Source organism: Bacteroides thetaiotaomicron VPI-5482, assembly GCF_000011065.1.
Lineage (GTDB): Bacteria > Bacteroidota > Bacteroidia > Bacteroidales > Bacteroidaceae > Bacteroides > Bacteroides thetaiotaomicron.
Genome location: NC_004663.1, coordinates 4917227 through 4937100, shown reverse-complemented (window position 1 = coordinate 4937100; position 19874 = coordinate 4917227). Strand labels below are relative to the sequence as shown.

The window sequence follows — 19874 nt, the reverse complement described above, 5'->3', positions numbered from 1 at the left end:
CCATGAAGAAACTTTGCTATCTCTCTCTTTTTATCCTATACTCAGTTTGCAGCTTCGCACAACAACAGGAACTCCCCGTCCCCAAGCCCCATCAACTCAAATGGCATGAGGCGGAAATGGGAGCTGTCTTCCATTATGACCTGCACGTGTTTGACGGCATCCGCTACGGACAAGGCAACAACCGTATCAATCCCATCGAAGATTACAACATCTTCAACCCGACCGAACTGAATACTGACCAATGGGTACAAGCTGCCAAAGCTGCCGGATGCAAATTTGCCGTACTGACTGCTACCCACGAAACAGGTTTCGGACTCTGGCAAAGCGACGTCAACCCTTATTGCCTGAAAGCCGTGAAATGGAGAGACGGGAAAGGAGACATTGTCCGTGACTTCGTCAACTCCTGCCGCAAATATGGTCTGCAACCGGGCATCTATATCGGTATCCGATGGAACTCCCTGCTGGGCATCCATAACTTCAAGGCCGAAGGAGAAGGAGCGTTCGCCCGCAACCGCCAGGCATGGTACAAGCGCCTGTGCGAGAAAATGGTGACAGAACTCTGCACCCGCTACGGAGATTTATATATGATATGGTTTGACGGCGGAGCCGATGATCCCCGTGCCGATGGCCCCGACGTGGAACCGATTGTCAACAAGTATCAGCCAAACTGCCTTTTCTATCATAACATCGACCGTGCCGACTTCCGTTGGGGAGGTTCGGAGACAGGTACAGTGGAATATCCCTGCTGGTCTACCTTTCCCGTCCCTTGCTCACACCATAAACGCATTGAAAGCAGTATCGACCAACTCGAACTGTTAAAACATGGCGATAAGAACGGTAGATACTGGGTACCGGCGATGGCAGACACTCCGCTACGGGGAGCAAACGGCCGCCACGAATGGTTCTGGGAACCGGATGACGAGAACAACATCTATCCGCTAAACACGCTGATGGATAAATATGAAAAGTCAGTAGGAAGAAACGCCACCCTCATTCTCGGATTAACTCCTGACCCGACCGGATTAATCCCTGCCGGAGACGCACAGCGCCTGAAAGAAATGGGAGATGAAATCAATCGGCGGTTCTCCTCCCCGATAGCCCGCATTTCGGGACAAAAGAAAAGCCTGACACTGAAACTTGGAAAGGAGCAGTCTGTCAATTACTGCATCATCCAGGAAAACATCAAAAACGGAGAACGCATCCGGCAATATCAGATAGAAGCCAAAGTGAACGGTAAATGGCAAACAGTCTGCAAAGGAGAATCCGTGGGGCACAAACGAATCGAAAAGTTTGAACCGGTAGAAGCCACAGCATTAAGACTGACCGTATCCGAATCTATCGCACTGCCGGATATTATAAACTTCAGCGCCTATTCCGTAAAATAACACAAGAGGTATGAAAAGAATAATCCACATCTGTTTATGGCTATTGACGGGCATCTTTGCGGAAGTATCGCTGTCTGCACAGAACCCGTTTATCTACCATAAAGGGAAGACATACAAAGATGTTGCAGCTTATCGGATGGAAGAAATCATCGACCTGAACACCCATACTCCATCCACCCCCATTTTATACGAACAACAAGTGCCGGAACACCAAAGCACTCTTTCGTATAAGGTTGCACTTCCTTTGTATGTTCGTGGCATATTCTTCAGCCGTGATTCCCGCCCCGGCGACTATCAATGGCCGAATAACACCAATCGGTTGCTCCCTTGGATGTTCAACCATCTCGAAGACCTCACACGGAGCGATTATGCAAGCATTCCTTCCAATGCCCTGCCGTCCGCATCGGGCGACGCACTGCTCCTTGAACTTGCAGACGGAGAATATCTGTTCGCCAAAGCCATTGCGGGTAGCAACAGCCTCAGCTGGTTTCAGGTTAATCAGGACGGCACACTCACATTGTATGTCTCCACACTAGGAGAAGATGCACTGACCGGCCGACTCCCCCTCCTGATTTTCCGGAAATCTTCATCCGTCTACCATGTATTCAGTGACGCCTACGATTCGTTAATCGCAGACAAAGCCGTATCTGCCCTCCGCAAAAGAGCGGACAAACAGTATTTCAATGCTTTCGACTATCTGGGATGGTGTACTTGGGAACATTATCATTATGACATTGATGAAACGAAAATACTGAACGATATCGATGCCATCGAAGCATCCGGCATACCGGTACGTTATGTCTTAATTGACGACGGACACATAGCGAACAAGAACCGGCAACTGACCAGTCTCGTCCCCGACAAAAAACGTTTTCCGAACGGATGGAGCCGCATCATGAAGCGCAAACAAGCAGATAAAATCCGATGGATAGGGCTATGGTACAGCCTTTCCGGCTATTGGATGGGAATCTCTGCCGAGAATGACTTTCCGCCGGAAATCCGGCAAGTTCTACACTCCTACAACGGCAGTTTACTGCCCGGCACCAGTACAGAAAAGATAGAAACATGGTACGAATATTATGTCCGTACCATGAAGGAGTATGGATTTGACTTCTTGAAGATAGACAATCAATCCTTCACCCTCCCGCTCTATATGGGCGGAACGCAGGTTATCCGACAGGCTAAAGACTGCAACCTTGCCCTGGAACATCAGACACATCGAATGCAAATGGGACTGATGAACTGCATGGCACAAAATGTGCTGAACATTGACCATACCTTGTACAGCAGCGTAACCCGTGCCAGCATCGACTATAAGAAATATGACGAGAATATGGCTAAATCACATCTGTTCCAGTCATATACCAATACACTCATACTGGGGCAGACCGTCTGGCCCGACCACGATATGTTTCATTCCTGCGATACCGTTTGCGGCAGTCTGATGGCACGTTCGAAAGCGATCTCCGGCGGACCTGTTTACCTGTCCGACTCTCCAAGCGAATTTATTGCCGATAATATCCGCCCCCTGATTGATGAAACCGGAAAGATATTCCGTCCGGCGGCTCCCGCCATCCCGACTCCGGAATCCATACTGACCAATCCCCTGCAAAGCGGTAAAGCCTACCGTGTATTTGCCCCTACAGGAGACGAAGCGCTCTCAGTCATTTGCTACAATCTGAACACTTCTCCCGCTTATCGGGAAGTAGAAAGTTTCGTCAAACGGGAAGATTACCTGTTACGGGAAAGCACCGGCAAATCCGCAGATTCTTCTTGCGACAGCATTCTCGCATTCAACTGGGAAAAACAGAGCGCCGAAGTATTGAACGCATCTGAAAGAAAAATAAAGTTATCCGGATTTATAGATAGTCTGTTCCATCTTTGCCCCATCCGTAAAGGCTGGGCAGTGATCGGCATACAAGAAAAATACCTTTCGCCTGCTACCGTGCAGATACTCAAACGTACTACCGAGAAGCTGATATTGGATGTCCACTGCACCGGTACATTAAGAATATGGGCAGACTCCCACGGGAAACAGGAATTACGGAGCATACCGATCAAAAAGGCCGGCAGAATTGAAATAATGAAATAACACTAAATAATTAATCCATGAACAAAAAAATACTTTTCCCCCTCGCACTCGTGCCACTGGCTGCCACCGGCCTGCAAACACAGAAGTCTGCCCAGACACAGCGTGTGGACAAACGCCCCAACATCATCCTTTTCATGGTAGACGACATGGGATGGCAAGACACTTCACTCCCCTTCTGGACACAAAAGACAGATTACAATAAGCTGTACGAAACACCCAACATGGAACGACTTGCCAAACAAGGCATGATGTTCACACAAGCGTATGCCAGCAGTATCAGTTCCCCCACCCGATGCAGCCTCATCACCGGAACGAACGCGGCACGCCACCGGGTAACCAACTGGACGCTGCAAAAGAACACAAAGACAGACCGCAAGGATAAAGTACTGGATGTGCCGGACTGGAACTACAACGGAGTAAGCCAAGTGCCCGGCACCAACAACACATTCGTAGGAACCTCCTTCGTACAACTACTGAAAGACAGCGGCTATCATACGATTCATTGCGGAAAAGCACATTTCGGTGCCATAGACACTCCGGGAGAAGACCCGCACCACTGGGGCTTCGAAGTAAACATAGCCGGACATGCTGCCGGAGGACTCGCCAGCTATCTGGGAGAAGAGAATTACGGTCACAACAAAGACGGAAAGCCAATATCACTCATGGCCGTTCCCGGACTTGAAAAGTACTGGGGTACGGAGACCTTCGTCACCGAAGCATTAACTCTGGAAGCCATCAAAGCTCTGAACAAAGCTAAGAAGTACAACCAGCCTTTCTACCTGTATATGTCCCAATACGCCATCCACGTCCCCTTGGACAAGGACAAACGTTTCTACGACAAATACAAGAAAAAAGGCATGACCGACCATGAAGCCGCATACGCCACACTGATCGAAGGCATGGACAAGAGTCTGGGCGATCTGATGGACTGGCTGGAAAAAAGCGGAGAAGCCGACAACACTATTATTATCTTCATGAGCGACAACGGAGGACTTGCCGCCGAATCGTATTGGCGTGACGGCAAACTGCACACCCAGAATCATCCTCTCAACAGTGGTAAAGGCTCCACCTATGAAGGCGGCATCCGTGAACCGATGATCGTCAGCTGGCCCGGTGTCGTAGCCCCTGGCAGCAAATGCAATGATTACCTGCTGATAGAAGACTTCTATCCTACTATCCTCGAAATGGCGGGCATCAAAAAATACAAGACAGTTCAGCCTATCGACGGCATCAGCTTCATGCCTTTACTGAAACAGACCAGGAATCCTTCCAAAGGACGCAGCCTCTTCTGGAATATGCCCAACAACTGGGGAAACGACGGTCCGGGAATCAACTTTAACTGTGCCGTACGCAAGGGTGACTGGAAATTAATCTATTACTATGGTACAGGTAAAAAAGAACTATTCAATATCCCCGATGATATAGGCGAAAGTAATGATCTCAGCGCACAACATCCGGATATTGTGAAACGGCTTTCTAAAGAATTAGGAACCTATTTGAGAAAAGTTGATGCCCAACGTCCTACAGTCAAAGCTACGGGTAAACCTTGTCCTTGGCCGGACGAAATTAAGTAATTATTCACCTGTTTAGTCGGGAATTACATTAATTGTATGAAGGTGAATTCTAAGTCCTCTCCAAACAATATCTATAAAATCTTACCCAAGTTTACGAACATTAACGTATCCTTGGGTAAGTTTGTATATAGACATACCTACTCTTCAGAAGTGTATAGCTACTTCCTAAACCTAAGATATTTTCGAAGTTAAGGACCTTTTTATTATACGGCTAATGTTACAAATGGAGTCTGCCTTCGTATCACAGCAAAAGACCTTGCTATGATTTTGGCTCTTACAGCATTGATTACAGATGCTTTATGTTTCCCCTCTGCTATTTTCCTTTTATAGTATGCTTTCATCTGCGGATCCCAAGAGATGGCAGTAATAGCTGCCCGGGTAAGGTATACTTTTACTTCTTTGTTAGCCAATGAAGAAGTCTGCGTTTTTCCCCGTATGGAAATACCTGAAGTATGTTCAAATGGGGCGACCCCACAATAGCAGGCAAATTTCCTCGGGTTGTCAAATCTTTGAAAATTGTCAGTAACACACAGTAATACAATGGCATTGATAATTCCTATTCCTTTTATACTTCTTAATAGCAAGTAGTTTGTGTAAAGCGATGTACTGGCGGCTATTAGTTGCTCCATATCCTCTTCCACCTCCAGGATTCTTTCTTTTATCGACTTGAGCTGCTCTTCCAAAAAAGAAATGGATTCTGTCACATCAGCCAACTTAGCCATCCAGGAGAATGTTTCCAATAACTTTATGCTTGATACTTTTTGCTTGACCAAATTGTCACGTATAATAATCCATCCCCGCAGTCTCACCAAGTCTTTGTCAGGCAATTTGTATAACTCCAGTTTTCGATAGTGTAATACCGCATAGTTCGCTATTCTTTTGGCGTCAATGCGGTCATTTTTGCCTCGTTGCAAGCCTATGGACTTCTTGATGGTCAACGGGCAAACCAAAGCCAGGGAAAATCCCATGGAGACACTGGAAACAGATAACTCTGTGACATAACTTCCCATGTTTTCAGCACAGAACAAGAGTTTGGATAAAGAGAGATGATAACCAGCTATCCAATCCAATAAAGATTGGATCCCAGTTGGAGTGTTATCAAAAGACTTGTGAGACAACTCTTTTTCGTCTGCGGACATTAATGATGCATCGAAAGTTTTTTTTCCTACATCAAGACCTACAAAATGAGAATAATTCATAACTTTGTATTTACAGTATTAAACATGAAGGAGAAACAGCTAATACATTTATTAGGTCGTGAGCCTACAATTCTAACTGGCTAGGTTCTCCTATTAAGAGAGTTGCAGTCTGATTCAGCCTATAGTCATTTAAGACTAGTGTCAAAGTTAGTTCACTGCAACTCTACTTTTCAAATATACACTTATATTTTGTTGTGATATTTAATACTGCAAATGTAAATGTGTCAAAAGTCAGCAGTTTTCTTTCGTTGCACCAAGGTGCAACGAATATAGCACTAAGGTGCTTCAACTATTCAACCTACGTGCAACGACTATCAAACCTAGGTGCAACGAAATAAAAACAGGGTTATAATGGTTAGAGAATCAATATGACCGACTAATAAACAGTAGCAGAACGGTCACTTATTTACTACATTTCAACTCACTGTCACTTAAACATAAGTTCATTGTATCACAACCATTCTTTCATTACTTATTATTACCTGCATAGCAAAGCACACTATTGTGGAATAATTCCACACTCCCTGCCCCATTTTCCACACATTCCCCATACGTTTCCACACTATAGATAATGTACATAATCTACATATCCCACTTATAATCAACGCATTGTTAGCACACATCAGTCTTTGGCACACACTTTGATCTTTAATTAGCCGTTAGATAATGTAACAACCGATTCCTTAACACATAAGAGAGAATTGAAAATATATGTTTAATAATCATTAAAGCAAACGATTATGAAAAAATTAGTATTAGTAGTAGCAATGTTTATGTTTGTTTGTGGTGGTTCATTCCTTGTTAAGGCTCAGAACTCTGCAGAAGCTGCGACAGCCCTGGCAGAAGTTAATGCAACAGCTATCGTTAATGATACAGTAGTAAAAGATACTGTAACCAAGAGCGAGGAACCTGTTAAGACAGAACTGAGTGCACCGACCGCTATTGTCAACGATACAGTCGTTACTGACACTGCATCCAAAGACAAACCGGCTGAGCCTGTCAAGGAATAACCTTTCCAAAAACTCACGGAACATAGTCTGCCGAACAATAGTAAGCACACTACAAAAAAAGCCATCCCTACTTCGTCTATTCCGGGGATGGCTTTTTTATGGTTTCCAATTAAGGTTAATAAATAATCAACGGAGCAATCGGAGATCATGCAGTAATTAGCCGTAGTTATTCTTTCTTCATATATTTATTCGGAATTGAGAAGCCTATAGGTCTACATGGTTTTGATCGCCTCATCTTATCCACCAACTGCGAAAAGGCGATATAATCTATCAAATTCTTTACAATTATCCTCTGATAAGTCATTTATAACCTCAAAAGGTACTAAAATTGCACCTTAGAGAATCTCATACGTCCTTTGTTATTTCAAACATAAAGACCCGGGGAAGCGTTTGGGGGTATTCTTAACCGACCGGTTTATTACCGACCGGTTGAAATACTTCGCCTTTGTACCATACATTTTTACCAAACCATAGTCCAACATGAGCTTATTTCTACCAATTAATTAAAAATTAAAAGCATTCATGCCATCAAACATTGAATTTTAGCATAAGTTCTAGTATTAATATACTACCTTTGAGAATAATCAATATATTAACCTTAAAAAGTTAAAGCCATGAAAACTTTAAATTACAAATTATTATTACTATTACTATTTATTAGTTCTGTAATTTATTCTTGTTCAAATGAGGATTCATTAATTCCATCCCCACCTCCACCCATTGAAAATAATGTAATTACTCGTTCTAACGGAGTTGTTTTAGACATGCCATATATTTCGCGCCCTGATTTAGATAACACTAGTCATAAAGATACAACTGATATGTGGATATTATATATTAGAACTGACAGATATAATGAAAACGGAGAATATGATTATGGACATAAAGGACAATATATACAACTTCAATATTGTAAAGTGAATTCTTTCTATGATGGAGATTGGAAAGATGCTGTAATTCAAATGGAGAATCCAATATATTTGAAGAAAAGTTATTATCCATTTGGAGAAATATATTTTAGAGCAAGAACTATGGATAAAGAGGAGTTAGCTAAAATTCCTGGATCCAGACAATATGAATATTCATACGAACTATCTCCATGGTCATATTCACTATATGCATTTAACAATATCTATAATAGCGATGGGATTTCGTTAACAAAAAACAATATAATAGTAGAACTCAATTTCATTTTTAACGCATCCTACACAGGTTACTTATGGGAGAAAGATTTATCCAATTTTGCAGCTTCTATAAAATATGGAGATAAAAATTTAACTTATACAGTAAAGGATAAATACTATAAAAAATCAGGCTATAGAGAAACATATACTATTTCAATGGATAAAGCCTATATTAATTATCATGGGTGTAGTATATCAGTTACCAACCGTACTCCAGGAGGGTATTATATATCCTTTGACCCTATGTTATTCACTATACCCACTTGTACCCCAAATGAAATAACTCCACCATTTTCATTTGATATAAATGTTAATCTACGGTAAATAAGCACACTACAAAAAAGCCATCCCTACTTTGTCTATTCCGGGGATGGCTTTTTTATGTTCATATGTTCCCTGAACGGGAATCGTTCAACTATCGGTTTTCACGTTCCAATACTGCCAACCGGGCATACAATTCAACCAATGCTCCCTGATGGAGTATTTCCCAACCGGTCTTGGTAGTTCCCCCTCTCAGATCATCGTCATTCAGCAAGTTATTACCCTGATGACAGCTACTGCTCCACGCATGAATCATTGACTTTTCGATATCATCGATATATTTACGGTCATTGTCTATAGAATAAAGTTCAAAGAATCCACGGCACATGATCGTATTGAACCAAGCGTGTCCCGGAGCAAGGATATTGAAAGTAAGATTCAGCTCTTTGGAACGATAGGGCATAAACCATTTCTTATGACAGCTTTCAGCAATCGCATACGCTTCATCCAGATATTTCTGTTCGCCGGTAATCTTATATAAGAGACAGGCCGCCTGCAATGGTTGTCCGGAGTTGTAGGAATACTTGTTCTTTTCAAGATCACCCGGCAGATTGGGATCATCCTTATTCGGGCGTACATTGTCATAGAATAAATGATCGGACTTGTCTTGCAATACATCCAGCATATAGTCGTAACATTTGATCGCCCAGTCGAGATATTCCTGTTCCTGAGTTGCCAGATACATCTTACAGCCCATCACAGCAGTAGGTCCGGTAGAGCAAGAGTGCTTGCTGGTAGTGTGTTCGTTCAACTCCCTCCAGTGTACACCTCCTCCGCAAGTCTCATCCCAACCGTGATCGATCAGGTAGCGCCATACCACCTTTGCCTGTGTCAGATAACGCATCTCTTTCGTTTCCGTATACCAGTCGACCATATCGAGCCCGATCCATACGTTATCATCGTAAAAACGTTCGTTACCGGCAGCCGGGTAGCAGGAATAAGCCAGGATTCCACGATCCAGCTGACAGAAATACTGTATTCCTTTGAACATCATATCATCCATTGCACCGTAAAGATTCTCCACTTCGCTCTCTTTGGTTGCATCACGCATAGCAACAAATGCCGAAAGCCCACCGCCTTGTCCCCAGACCAACGCATCACCATCCCAATAACCTTTTCCATCATAAGGATAATTACTACGCCAGCAGCTTCTGGAACTCTTGCCGAAATAATATCCAATGACAGAAGTCATGTAAGAATGTGCACGGTCCAGCATTTCCGGCAGTTTCAGTTCCGGCTCGTCCACCTTTTCATGATAAGGCATCACCACACGGCTTTCGGGTACCGATCGCTTGCCGGCTTTGCTGATAGCTACGGCAGAAACTTCGTAAGTAGCAAAATAAGGAACCTTCAACATATATTCCTGTGTGACATCACGCTCTACTTGTATTATGATATGTCCCGGCGAGAAGTCGGTAGCACGAGACAAACTCGCTTCCACGTCCCTGTAAGAGAGTTCTACCATATCCACGTCGCGATTACTGGGATTGGTCCATTTCACCAGAAGTTCATTCTCGTTATTGGTAGCTTCTACCGCAAATGAACCTACCGGAGAAATATTGCCACTGATGGGGTCATTCAATTCAGACTTTGACTTATCATCATCACTGCAAGACGGAAAGATAAACAGAGTCAAAAAGTTCAATATCAACAGCTTGAATATTGCTTTCATTTTTCTTCGAATTTAAAAGTTATTTAAAAGGTACTTCAATGGGAGCTTCCCCAAATCTGCTCATAGGAAATTCTGTGGCATTCCAGCTATCATACTTCGAAATATGCATCAGCAACTCATGATCCGAATTGGTACCATCCTCAATATAAGATGTCGGAGCTCCAGCCGAGAAATCCCAGCGCCCTAATAACCCTTCGGGATTTTGTTCATGAAGCTCCCATGCATTAGCCTTAAGTTGTTCCTCTGTACGACAAACCGTCCAGATACGTGCTTCGAGTATAGCACCATCAAGAAAGCATCTGTTGTCACTAGCTCTTCCGATTGATACTCTACCCCCGTCATTACCTGCACAAAGATCAATCTCAGAATAGTCCATATCGGTTTTGCGGCTATCGTCCCACTTTACTTGTTTACCATTAACATAAAGCTTGTATTTTTCATTGTAATCATCCTTACCTTTCGAACAATCTACAACTAAAGCAATATGAGACCATTTTCCGAGTTCAAAGGCTCCATGTCCAGTTCTCAGTTTTAGTTTATCATCTATACCTACCAACTCCATCTGTCTACCCTTATTATTTTCCCAATCACCACCGCGAAGAATAAAATAGCCTTCCTTACCCATAAAGGTCTGTAGCCAATTAGTTCCATCGATACGAGCAACTAGCTCCCAAGTCATTTTTTTAAGTTTAAAGCCGTTAGTTTCAACTTTCACAGCCTCTAGTCCCTCACCAGTCATCTCTGCAAAGTGAGTCCAAACTGCATACTCTTTTCCTAAATTCATATACCAACGCTTCTCAGGAGCGATCTTTACATGAATAGTCTGTGAAACTTGTCCTTTTGCATCAGTCAAAGTAAATGAAGTCTCTCCGGCCTTTCTTCCGGTCACCGTTACCACATTACCATAAACTTCCAAACGAATGATCTTTGCATCACCAGCATCAAGAACCTTATATTCTCCATTACCTGTAAGAATCTTCACTTGTTGTGATCCTTGATTAGAATTTATCAGAACGCCCTTTTCGTCAGCATCAGTCGTAATTTGCTTAGGAGCAATTACATTCAGATTCACAAAAGCTTCTTTTCCTTTTTGGTCAGTAATCTTAATCTCAGCATTACCTTGAGCAATGCCTTTCACCATAAATGATTCTGTGTCTTCAAGCGTAGATTGATCAACTTCAATACAATTTTTATCATCAATCACTTCAAGAGAATAACCTCCATTTCCTGTATAGATCTTGATGAGAGCTTCATCAGATCCTTCCACTTGAGAATAAAGCGTAAACAAAGTTTTATTCAACTTCAATTCAAATTCTGCCGCCGTATTAACTAGAATTTTAGTGCGTTGGAAATACTTATCGCTAACATAAACAACTCCTTGAGCATTATTATGCCCCTCAACAGCGGTTAGTTTCACCACATTTCCATCTATTTCTGCGACAACTACTTCTTCATTAGCCGAAGTCGCAACATATTCCCCATTACCTGACGTAATGTTTACAGTACGGGTATCTCCTTGCGCAATATTAATCTCATTTACATCAACCTGTAACTCTACAAGATTCCCAGGTCGCTCATTGTTTTTTTTATCATCATCATCACTACATGCAGAAATACTAAATAATGATACGATAACTATATACTTCACAATTTTCATATATACAAAATTTAGGGTTTAAACAAACAGTTAGAATAGCCACTGATATTTTCATTCCAGCAACCATGGCTTAATCTTCTACATCCACATCCGGATATTGATATTTCCATACGTTTTTAGTCATCGTAAAACTTCCTTGAAAATTCATTAGCACAGGCTCATTATTATAAGATGAGTCTTGATATTCATAAGAAAAATCAACAGTTGTAATTTCTATATAATATCTGTCATCACCATAATTCAATGTATATTTACGACTTATTTGAGATGAATAAGATTTAAACTTCAAACTTTCCACTGGAGAAGTTAACACAAAAGTACCTGTTTCGTCATCTTTGGTAATTTCGACAACATAATCTAGATAATTCGTTGTTTTTTCACGAGTCTTGTCGCCAACAAACATATAACATGTATTCTGATTGATAGCATAGATATTGGTGCTGGTTATATCCGTTGTAAAGCTTGTCCCTATTTGCTTTATGACACCTTTTCCTGTGTACTGACCAGAAAAATCATTTTTAAAAGCAATATGTGCCAATACTTTCGTGTACTTACTTCTCCCTATCGGCTCTCCTACTGAAGAATTTATTCTGAGAGGCAATACATAATCATTGTATAAACTACCAACTTCTTTTATTTTATCCAATGAAATCTTTATATATGCTGACGTGTTTAATTCACCACTTGGAATAGTCCATGAGCTTGCATCAAAAGTATAAGATTCCTCTGGTAATAGTTTTAAATAAAGTTCTTTCTGATTTTTATATTTCTCCCAATTATATCTTTCAAGTGTATCAGGATCTACATCTAAAGTCAAAGTTATATCCTTATCATTCAAAGATGTGCCGTTTATACCAAAGTAAACCGGTAATATAGCGGTATTGTCATCATCTACTTCGAGTTGATAATCTTTCCAGCCATTTTCTATTAAATATGTTCTTTTTTCAAACAATTCATCAGCCAATTGATCATTGCAAGAAGATACTCCCAAAACGACAACGAGTAAAAGGCTGTTTATTATATTTTTAATCATTACTTTTTTCATAACATGATACTGTTTTAATTACCAACCCGGGTTTTGTGTCAAATTTACATTGCGCTTTAATTCGTATGTCGGGAATGGGAATAAATACATACGCTGTTCAAAGACTTTATGTACTGAAGAGACTGGAGTTTCCTTGTAAAAGTCTGCAATATAAGTATCATCATCACTAATATTAATATTACAACCCTGCAATAATTGATTTTCTTCTGTCAAAGCATCCTTCCATCGGCGGAGATCAAAATAACGCATACTGTTTTCTCCTAACAATTCCACTTGCCGTTCTCTTTTCAGTTTTACACGAAAATCTGCTTGATTTTTATAAGTCTCATTCGTATAATCGGGAACTCCGGCACGCATACGAATACGCTTGATAGCATAACGCATCTCATCCTCATCACGCTTTATTTCTACATCTTCATTAGAGTAGGTCTTTAAATGATAAACTTCCCCCTCCGATAATTCATTTAATGCCTCCGCATAAATCAGCAATATTTCAGCATAACGAATAGTCATTTCGGTTTTTTCTATAACATAACCACCATCTGTTCTGGAGTCTTCCGAATTATAAAACTTCTTCAAAGTCATCCCTGTAAGAGGACATTCTTCTTTAAAACCTTGTTTACCATCTTCAGTTCCACGATAATAAAAGATCTGTTGATTACGATATCGAGGTTCCGAAGCACTGGCTGCTTCCCATACCGAACCATTATATGCGATAGATGCATAAAAACGAGGTTCACGTTTATTGTACATAAGACTAACTTTAGCCGGTAGAAATGGATTATTTTCCGAATATGCTTCAGTTGTAAAACCTGTCGTCACATAATCACCCGTGTTTGCAGCTTCCGAAATCGTGCGTCCATCATTCATTGCGTATGCATTAACTTGCTTTTGTGTGACACATAAACGGTTATTTCCACTTATTGTTCTGGGTAAAGCTTGATACATCCAATCATTAATAGTCCCCGTTCCATCACTGGTTCTTGTAAAAATCAATTCCGGATTCTTGGAACCTTGAACTGAACCATCAAAATTTGACTTATACGAAAGTAACGGATCAATATTCGCCCAACCATCAGGATAATCTTTTGTAGAATATTCGGGATGCACCGGCGGACGATACATATCCAATGTCCCAATTTTAGGAGCTATGGTGTAAAGCTCGTACAAACCTGAGGTTTTAGCCAGTTCTATTACATCTTTGGCAGCAGCTGCTGCTTTTGCCCATTTAGATTCATCATACGTTTGAGAAATCAACTGGTTTCCTTTATTATCTACTACGTTGAAGAAATCGAGATTTCCATTATATAAAGGACTTGCAGCATAAAGTAATACACGTGCACGAAGTCCTAAAGCCGCACCTCGTGTAGGACGCCCCAAATTGTTGACAGTTCTTCTCATGGGTAACAAGCGGGCTGTCTCGGCAAGTTCCGTATCAATAAAACTAACTATCTCATCAAAATGAGTACGTGGCAAAGACAATTCTTCATACGAAAGGTCAGCATCTAGTCCCTCAAGCGGAATAAGAGGTACTGGTCCAAAAACACGTATCAAAGCCCAATAACAATAAGCACGTAAAAAGCGGGCTTGTCCTTTCATATCAGCTATTTCATCCATAGTTAGTTCCGGACAACGGTCTACATTATCCAAGAAAGTAGATGCCTTACGGATACCTTCATAATATTTCCATAAACGAGACTCACCAGCATTTTCATCACCCTTTGGTTTATCAGCACTATAACTTCCTTCCACATATTCTTTCATATCAGGATGGTAAAGATCATCACTTGCCCAGCGAAACGGTTCCTTGTATTCACCTAGCTTATTCATTACACTATAAGCACTGGATAACCATCCGTCAACATAAATACGTTTGGAAAAGGCTGAATCCAATGATACCTGATCGTAGAAATATTTATCCACATTAATATAATCGGTACATGCCGAAAAAGATAACGCACTTATGGATAACAATATATAATATACTAGTTTTTTCATGATCTGTTTTTTCAAAAGATTAAAAGCTTATTTGAAGATAACATGAGAATGTTTTATTTATCGGATAGTTAGATCCGTCCTCTCTAGTCCCTTCCGGATCCCACATTTTAAAAGGAGCCCATGTCAACAAATTTTGTCCAACAAAGCCTAGACGTAAGTTACTTACAAAAAATTTACGCGTCCAAGTTTGTGGAAAATCATAGCTGACTTCAACATTCCGTAATCGCAAATATTTTCTTTCATACAACCAAAATGTTGATTTTCTATTATTATTATCATTATTGCCATATGTCAAAAGCGGCCAATCCGCATTTGGATTTTCAGTAGCAGTCGTGCCTGATATTTCTTTGGGTATCCAACGATTACCATCGACCATTGCCTGTAAAATATTACCATAACGTTCACTACGGAAAGCATGAGGCCCATTACCGCCAATAAAGAAATCACATTTACCTGTTCCTTGGAAAAGTACACTCAAATTCCAATTTCTCCAATTAGCACTTAAACCGACACCATACTGTAATCCCGGAACTTCCCGATATCCTAAAGGCACAATATCATCATCATTAATAACTCCATCACCATTTACATCTTTGTATTTAATATCACCGGGAAGGATAGGTCTGTTACTTGTCTGTTTCGGACTACGGTCTATTTCATCTTGATCTTTAAATAATCCTAAAGCAATCAATCCACGCGATTGATTTAACTGAAAGCCTTTATCCATTTTATACCATAACTCATTGGCTGCTTCATCCTTATCTATGATATCAGTAGTCTGATAAGTAAAGTTGGCACGAAGTTGGAGATTCACCTGACCAATAGATTGAGTAAATCCTATATTTCCTTCCCATCCATAAGACTTCATCTTTCCGACATTGGCCATTGGAGTCTGATCAGCAAGCCCGGTAGTCAATGGCATATGTTTACGCTGCATAAAGATGTCATCACGTTTATCCAAAAACCAATCTAAAGCACCACTAATTTTCCCATTAAAAAAAGAAAAGTCAACACCTACATCATATTTCTTAGCTATCTCCCAAGTCAAATTAGGAGTCCCCAAAGTTCTAATACGGTAGGCTTGCACTCTATTTGTTCCAAATTCCCCAAATGAATATGATCCTCCATCATCAGTATCTATAAGAGACACATAAGGGAATCGACGACCATCCAATACATCATTACCTACCTCACCATAAGAAGCTCTGATCTTAAATTGATCTATCCATGGCAATGCTTTTTTCATAAAAGCCTCTTCAGAAATTACATAACCGGCAGAAACAGCAGGAAAGAAACCAAATTGTTTTCCATGTTCAAAATTCTCTGAACCAGTACATCCCCAGTTAAATTCAGCAAGGTATTTATCTTTATAAGCATAAGTAAAACGACCGGAATAAGCCAAATTACGACGAGGAATAGAACCAATCAAATCACTGGAGTCGAAATTAACATCCGTCTTTTCCTCTTGGTATACCATGCCAAAAACACCGACACGATGTGCATGAGCAAATAAACGGTTATAATCTAATGACGCCTGAAAATAGTATCGTTTATCACCCCTAACTTCCTTATTTTGATTCATCGGACTTCTATTGACCACTCTTTTCAAAATCAATTTACCATTTTCATCTCTATATTTTTGGGCTTCCCATACTTCCTCTTTTTTCTCCCGTTTTATTATATTCTCATTATAAGTATCAAAAGCAAATACTCCTTCAAACTTCAAACCGGGCGTAATAAACTTAAGATCCTGCTCTAACTTTACACTAGTTTCCACCTTACTCTCCCATTTCGTATGATATCCTCTTTGTGTCATATGATATTCAGGAGTATCTTGCCCATCCACTCTCGGCCATTGTCCTGTAGACCATTTACGAGGAGTAGACAAAGGAGTAAATTTGGCAAAATCCTCCCATATGTCACCAGTACTTCTAGTAGGCGTAGTCCTATTCACCAACCATCCACCTACACTAACTTTCAGTACTGTTGTCTTAGTTATGTTCATGTCTACGTTAGCACGATAATTATATCGTTCATAAGTCGTATTGGTATTGTACTTATTTTCAGAGCTAAACGTTTTGTAACGTCCTTGTTCACTGGTATATTGTCCAGAGACATAATAACGTACATTATCACTACCACCTGAAAAACTAATATTAGCATAATAGCGAGGTGCACCACTCTTCAACATTAAATCCCTCCAATCAATATTAGGATATAAATCAGTATCTAAACCTGATCTAATTATCTCCAATTCTTCAGGAGTATAAATCGGGGAATCATAGCGTCCTAACCGAGCCTCATTGGCTAAACGCGCCCAATCATAACCACTTGCATACTCTGGCACTTTTACAGGAGTATTCCAGTCAAATCCTGCTTTTACATTAATTTTCACCTTACCTTTTTCCCCACGCTTGGTGGTAATTAAGATAACTCCATTTGCACCGCGCTGACCATATATTGCAGTTGCTGATGCATCTTTCAGTACTGAGAACGATTCAATGTCTTGCGGCAAAATCTCATCAAAATTTCGTTCTACTCCGTCGATAAGAACTAAGGCTCCTGATTTTGCACCAAAGGTACTAATACCTCGAATCCAGAATTCAGATGTATTTTCACCCGGTTCACCACTACGCTGCATGGCTATAATACCGGGAACCACACCAGCCAATGAATTAGAAAGACTACTACTTCCTACAGCATTCAACTGTTTTACATCAACATTGGTTATTGCCCCAGTCAGAGTTTTCTTTTGTTGAAGTCCACTGGCTGTAATTACCACTTCATCAATTTTGCCAACATCTTCCAATAACTTTATAGTTACATTATTGGGATCATTCATTTTCAGAACAGGCAGCTCATATGGCTGATAACCAACAAAAGTCACTACCAATACATCATAAGGTCCCACTTTCAAAGAAAACTTACCTTCAGTATTTGTGATTACTCCCACACCTGCCTGGTTTTTAGCAACGACTGACGCACCAATTATCGGCCCTAAATCATCTTCCACTACACCTTTGACTATAATTTCCTTTTTTGTTTCTTGTCCCCATATATTGCTTGGAACAAGTAATATCAACATCAAAAGTAATATGAAATATTTCTGTGTATTTTTCATGAATATATCTTTTTATACATTATTATTCCACTGTTACACGACGAATAAGATGGTTATCTCTATCGGCTACATATAGTGAATTATCTAAATAAACTGTCACACATTCAGGCTTATTAAATCTAGCCTTCTCTGGAAGACCATCCGTAAATCCTGCTTGACCAGGTAATCCAGCATACAAAGACACCTCACCTGTTGGAGTAATTTTACGAATAGTATGTCGTCCATATTCAGGGACAAACATATTCCCATCCTGATCAAAAGCAGGTTGTCTCGGATTATCGAAACGAGCAGTCACCCCACTACCATTGACATAACCGGATTCATCCCAGCCACCTGCGAATAGTTCAGGCTCACCAAAAGTATGAGTCAATGCATTATAAGGAACTTTATAGATACAATGTCTGTTACAAACTACCACGAATAAAGCCGTACCTTCGGGATTAAAAACCATACGAGTATCTATTTTATCTGCTCTGTTTATTTGGAATAATGGTTCATAATCCTCATAATCGGGACCATTAAAGCGATAAATATATCCACCAGATTTATTACAAAAGAAAATTTCACCAGTCTGTGGATGCACAGCTAAACCTTGCGTTTCTGCTTTTTCAAACTTACATAGCCCTTTCACATCCATAAAACCACCTTCACGTGTTACATATAGTATGTTAAAACTAGTTTTTATATCACTTCCGTAGGACATATTAGAAATATAAAGAGTGTCCTGCTTGGGATTAAACGCAAGACAGGTAGGACTTTGGAATGGACCACTCGAATTTTGCACCAAAGTTTCCACCCAGCCTTCCTGAGCACGGCGCAAAGCACCATTTTTATTTTGTCCACGCCCCTCATCAATAAAAAACAAGGCACCATCTTTATCCGCCAAAGCAAACCAAGGACGTTGTAGTTTACATTCAGCATATGGTCCGTCATCACGCCCACTTTGCCCTTGTCTACCCATCAAAGTTGTTACATTACGTTTAAACTGATAAATAAATTTTGTTTGGGAAGCATATTCTTCGACATTATCATCTTTGCCCACAAATAAACGAACATAACCAGTATCAGCACGCGCAGGAACAATAGCGTAAATTACATCATCCGCTACTCCTACAATAGCAGCACGCTTATTATTAACAGTCACTTTCAGATAGGCAGTATCCGTACCAAAATTCTGTCCACGAATAATTAATTGAGTCTTTACGCCACCACTATCAGGAGAGAAACTCTCAAAAACAGTTGGTGCATTCAAATTGGGAGGAAAAGTCTGACTTTGGCGTATCGGAGCCAAGTCATTATTGCATCCTCCAAAAACGGACGTTCCAATTAATAAAGATAGTCCGATTTCAAGCTTTCGCTTCATAAATAAATTAGATTTCATAAGATATTAAATTTAATTCAAATAAAATAAAAAGTAAAAAGGGATCATTACATACTTAAAAAACAGGTGGAGGATCGTGTTGTTGATTCATAGTTTCATGAGATATTTAGTTAAACATATTATATTATTCTGACCTTTTTAATGCACCAGCAAAATTAATGTGTTTGCCAAGATTTTTAGTTTTCCTTCTTTGTGTTTTATATTATACGGCAGGGATATTTACTATTTTGGCATG

General features: G+C 40.4%; 12 protein-coding genes. 5 read left to right on the top strand and 7 right to left on the bottom strand.

The features are described from left to right. Positions 1-2: 2 nt before the first annotated feature. From BT_RS19150 to BT_RS19140, 3 genes are read left to right on the top strand one after another with little or no spacing between them, the layout of a single operon-like run. The gene (locus BT_RS19150; RefSeq protein ID WP_011108981.1) at positions 3-1385 is read left to right on the top strand and encodes an alpha-L-fucosidase; all 1383 of its coding nucleotides are present in this window, start codon (positions 3-5) and stop codon (positions 1383-1385) included. Positions 1386-1395: 10 nt separating this feature from the next. Beyond that, positions 1396-3477: a Sip1-related alpha-galactosidase gene (locus BT_RS19145; RefSeq protein ID WP_011108980.1), complete on the top strand. Its 2082-nt coding sequence runs from the start codon at positions 1396-1398 to the stop codon at positions 3475-3477. 17 nt (positions 3478-3494) lie between these two features. Then, positions 3495-5051, top strand: coding sequence for a sulfatase (locus BT_RS19140; RefSeq protein WP_011108979.1), 1557 nt, complete (start codon positions 3495-3497; stop codon positions 5049-5051). A 203-nt stretch (positions 5052-5254) separates the two neighbouring features. Here BT_RS19140 and BT_RS19135 read toward each other — a convergent pair whose 3' ends face one another. Next, on the bottom strand, positions 5255-6250 hold the full coding sequence (locus BT_RS19135; RefSeq protein WP_005941495.1) for an IS110 family transposase: 996 nt from the start codon (positions 6248-6250) through the stop codon (positions 5255-5257). 740 nt (positions 6251-6990) lie between these two features. Here BT_RS19135 and BT_RS19130 point away from each other — a divergent pair. Together BT_RS19130 and BT_RS19125 are read left to right on the top strand one after the other, a co-directional pair. Then, complete coding sequence (locus tag BT_RS19130) at positions 6991-7260, top strand: hypothetical protein (protein ID WP_008762730.1); 270 nt, start codon at positions 6991-6993, stop codon at positions 7258-7260. A gap of 614 nt (positions 7261-7874) precedes the next feature. Further along, positions 7875-8768, top strand: coding sequence for a hypothetical protein (locus tag BT_RS19125; protein ID WP_011108977.1), 894 nt, complete (start codon positions 7875-7877; stop codon positions 8766-8768). Between the two features lie 91 nt (positions 8769-8859). Here the strand turns inward: BT_RS19125 and BT_RS19120 are convergent, their stop codons facing one another. From BT_RS19120 to BT_RS19095, 6 genes are all read right to left on the bottom strand, one after another. Next, a complete protein-coding gene (locus BT_RS19120) occupies positions 8860-10437 on the bottom strand; it encodes a glycoside hydrolase family 76 protein (protein ID WP_011108976.1) in 1578 nt (525 codons plus the stop codon). 19 nt (positions 10438-10456) lie between these two features. Further along, entirely contained in the window at positions 10457-12094 is a 1638-nt protein-coding gene (locus BT_RS19115; RefSeq protein WP_011108975.1) for a LamG-like jellyroll fold domain-containing protein, read from the bottom strand. A 70-nt stretch (positions 12095-12164) separates the two neighbouring features. Beyond that, on the bottom strand, positions 12165-13139 hold the full coding sequence (locus tag BT_RS19110; protein WP_011108974.1) for a BT_3044 domain-containing protein: 975 nt from the start codon (positions 13137-13139) through the stop codon (positions 12165-12167). 18 nt (positions 13140-13157) lie between these two features. Next, entirely contained in the window at positions 13158-15137 is a 1980-nt protein-coding gene (locus tag BT_RS19105; RefSeq protein WP_011108973.1) for a RagB/SusD family nutrient uptake outer membrane protein, read from the bottom strand. Positions 15138-15156: 19 nt separating this feature from the next. Continuing rightward, positions 15157-18258 carry a SusC/RagA family TonB-linked outer membrane protein gene (locus BT_RS19100; RefSeq protein WP_011108972.1) on the bottom strand — a complete coding sequence of 1034 codons (3102 nt, stop codon included), beginning with the start codon at positions 18256-18258 and terminating at the stop codon, positions 15157-15159. Between the two features lie 22 nt (positions 18259-18280). After that, positions 18281-19639, bottom strand: coding sequence for an IPT/TIG domain-containing protein (locus BT_RS19095; protein WP_011108971.1), 1359 nt, complete (start codon positions 19637-19639; stop codon positions 18281-18283). Positions 19640-19874: the final 235 nt, after the last annotated feature.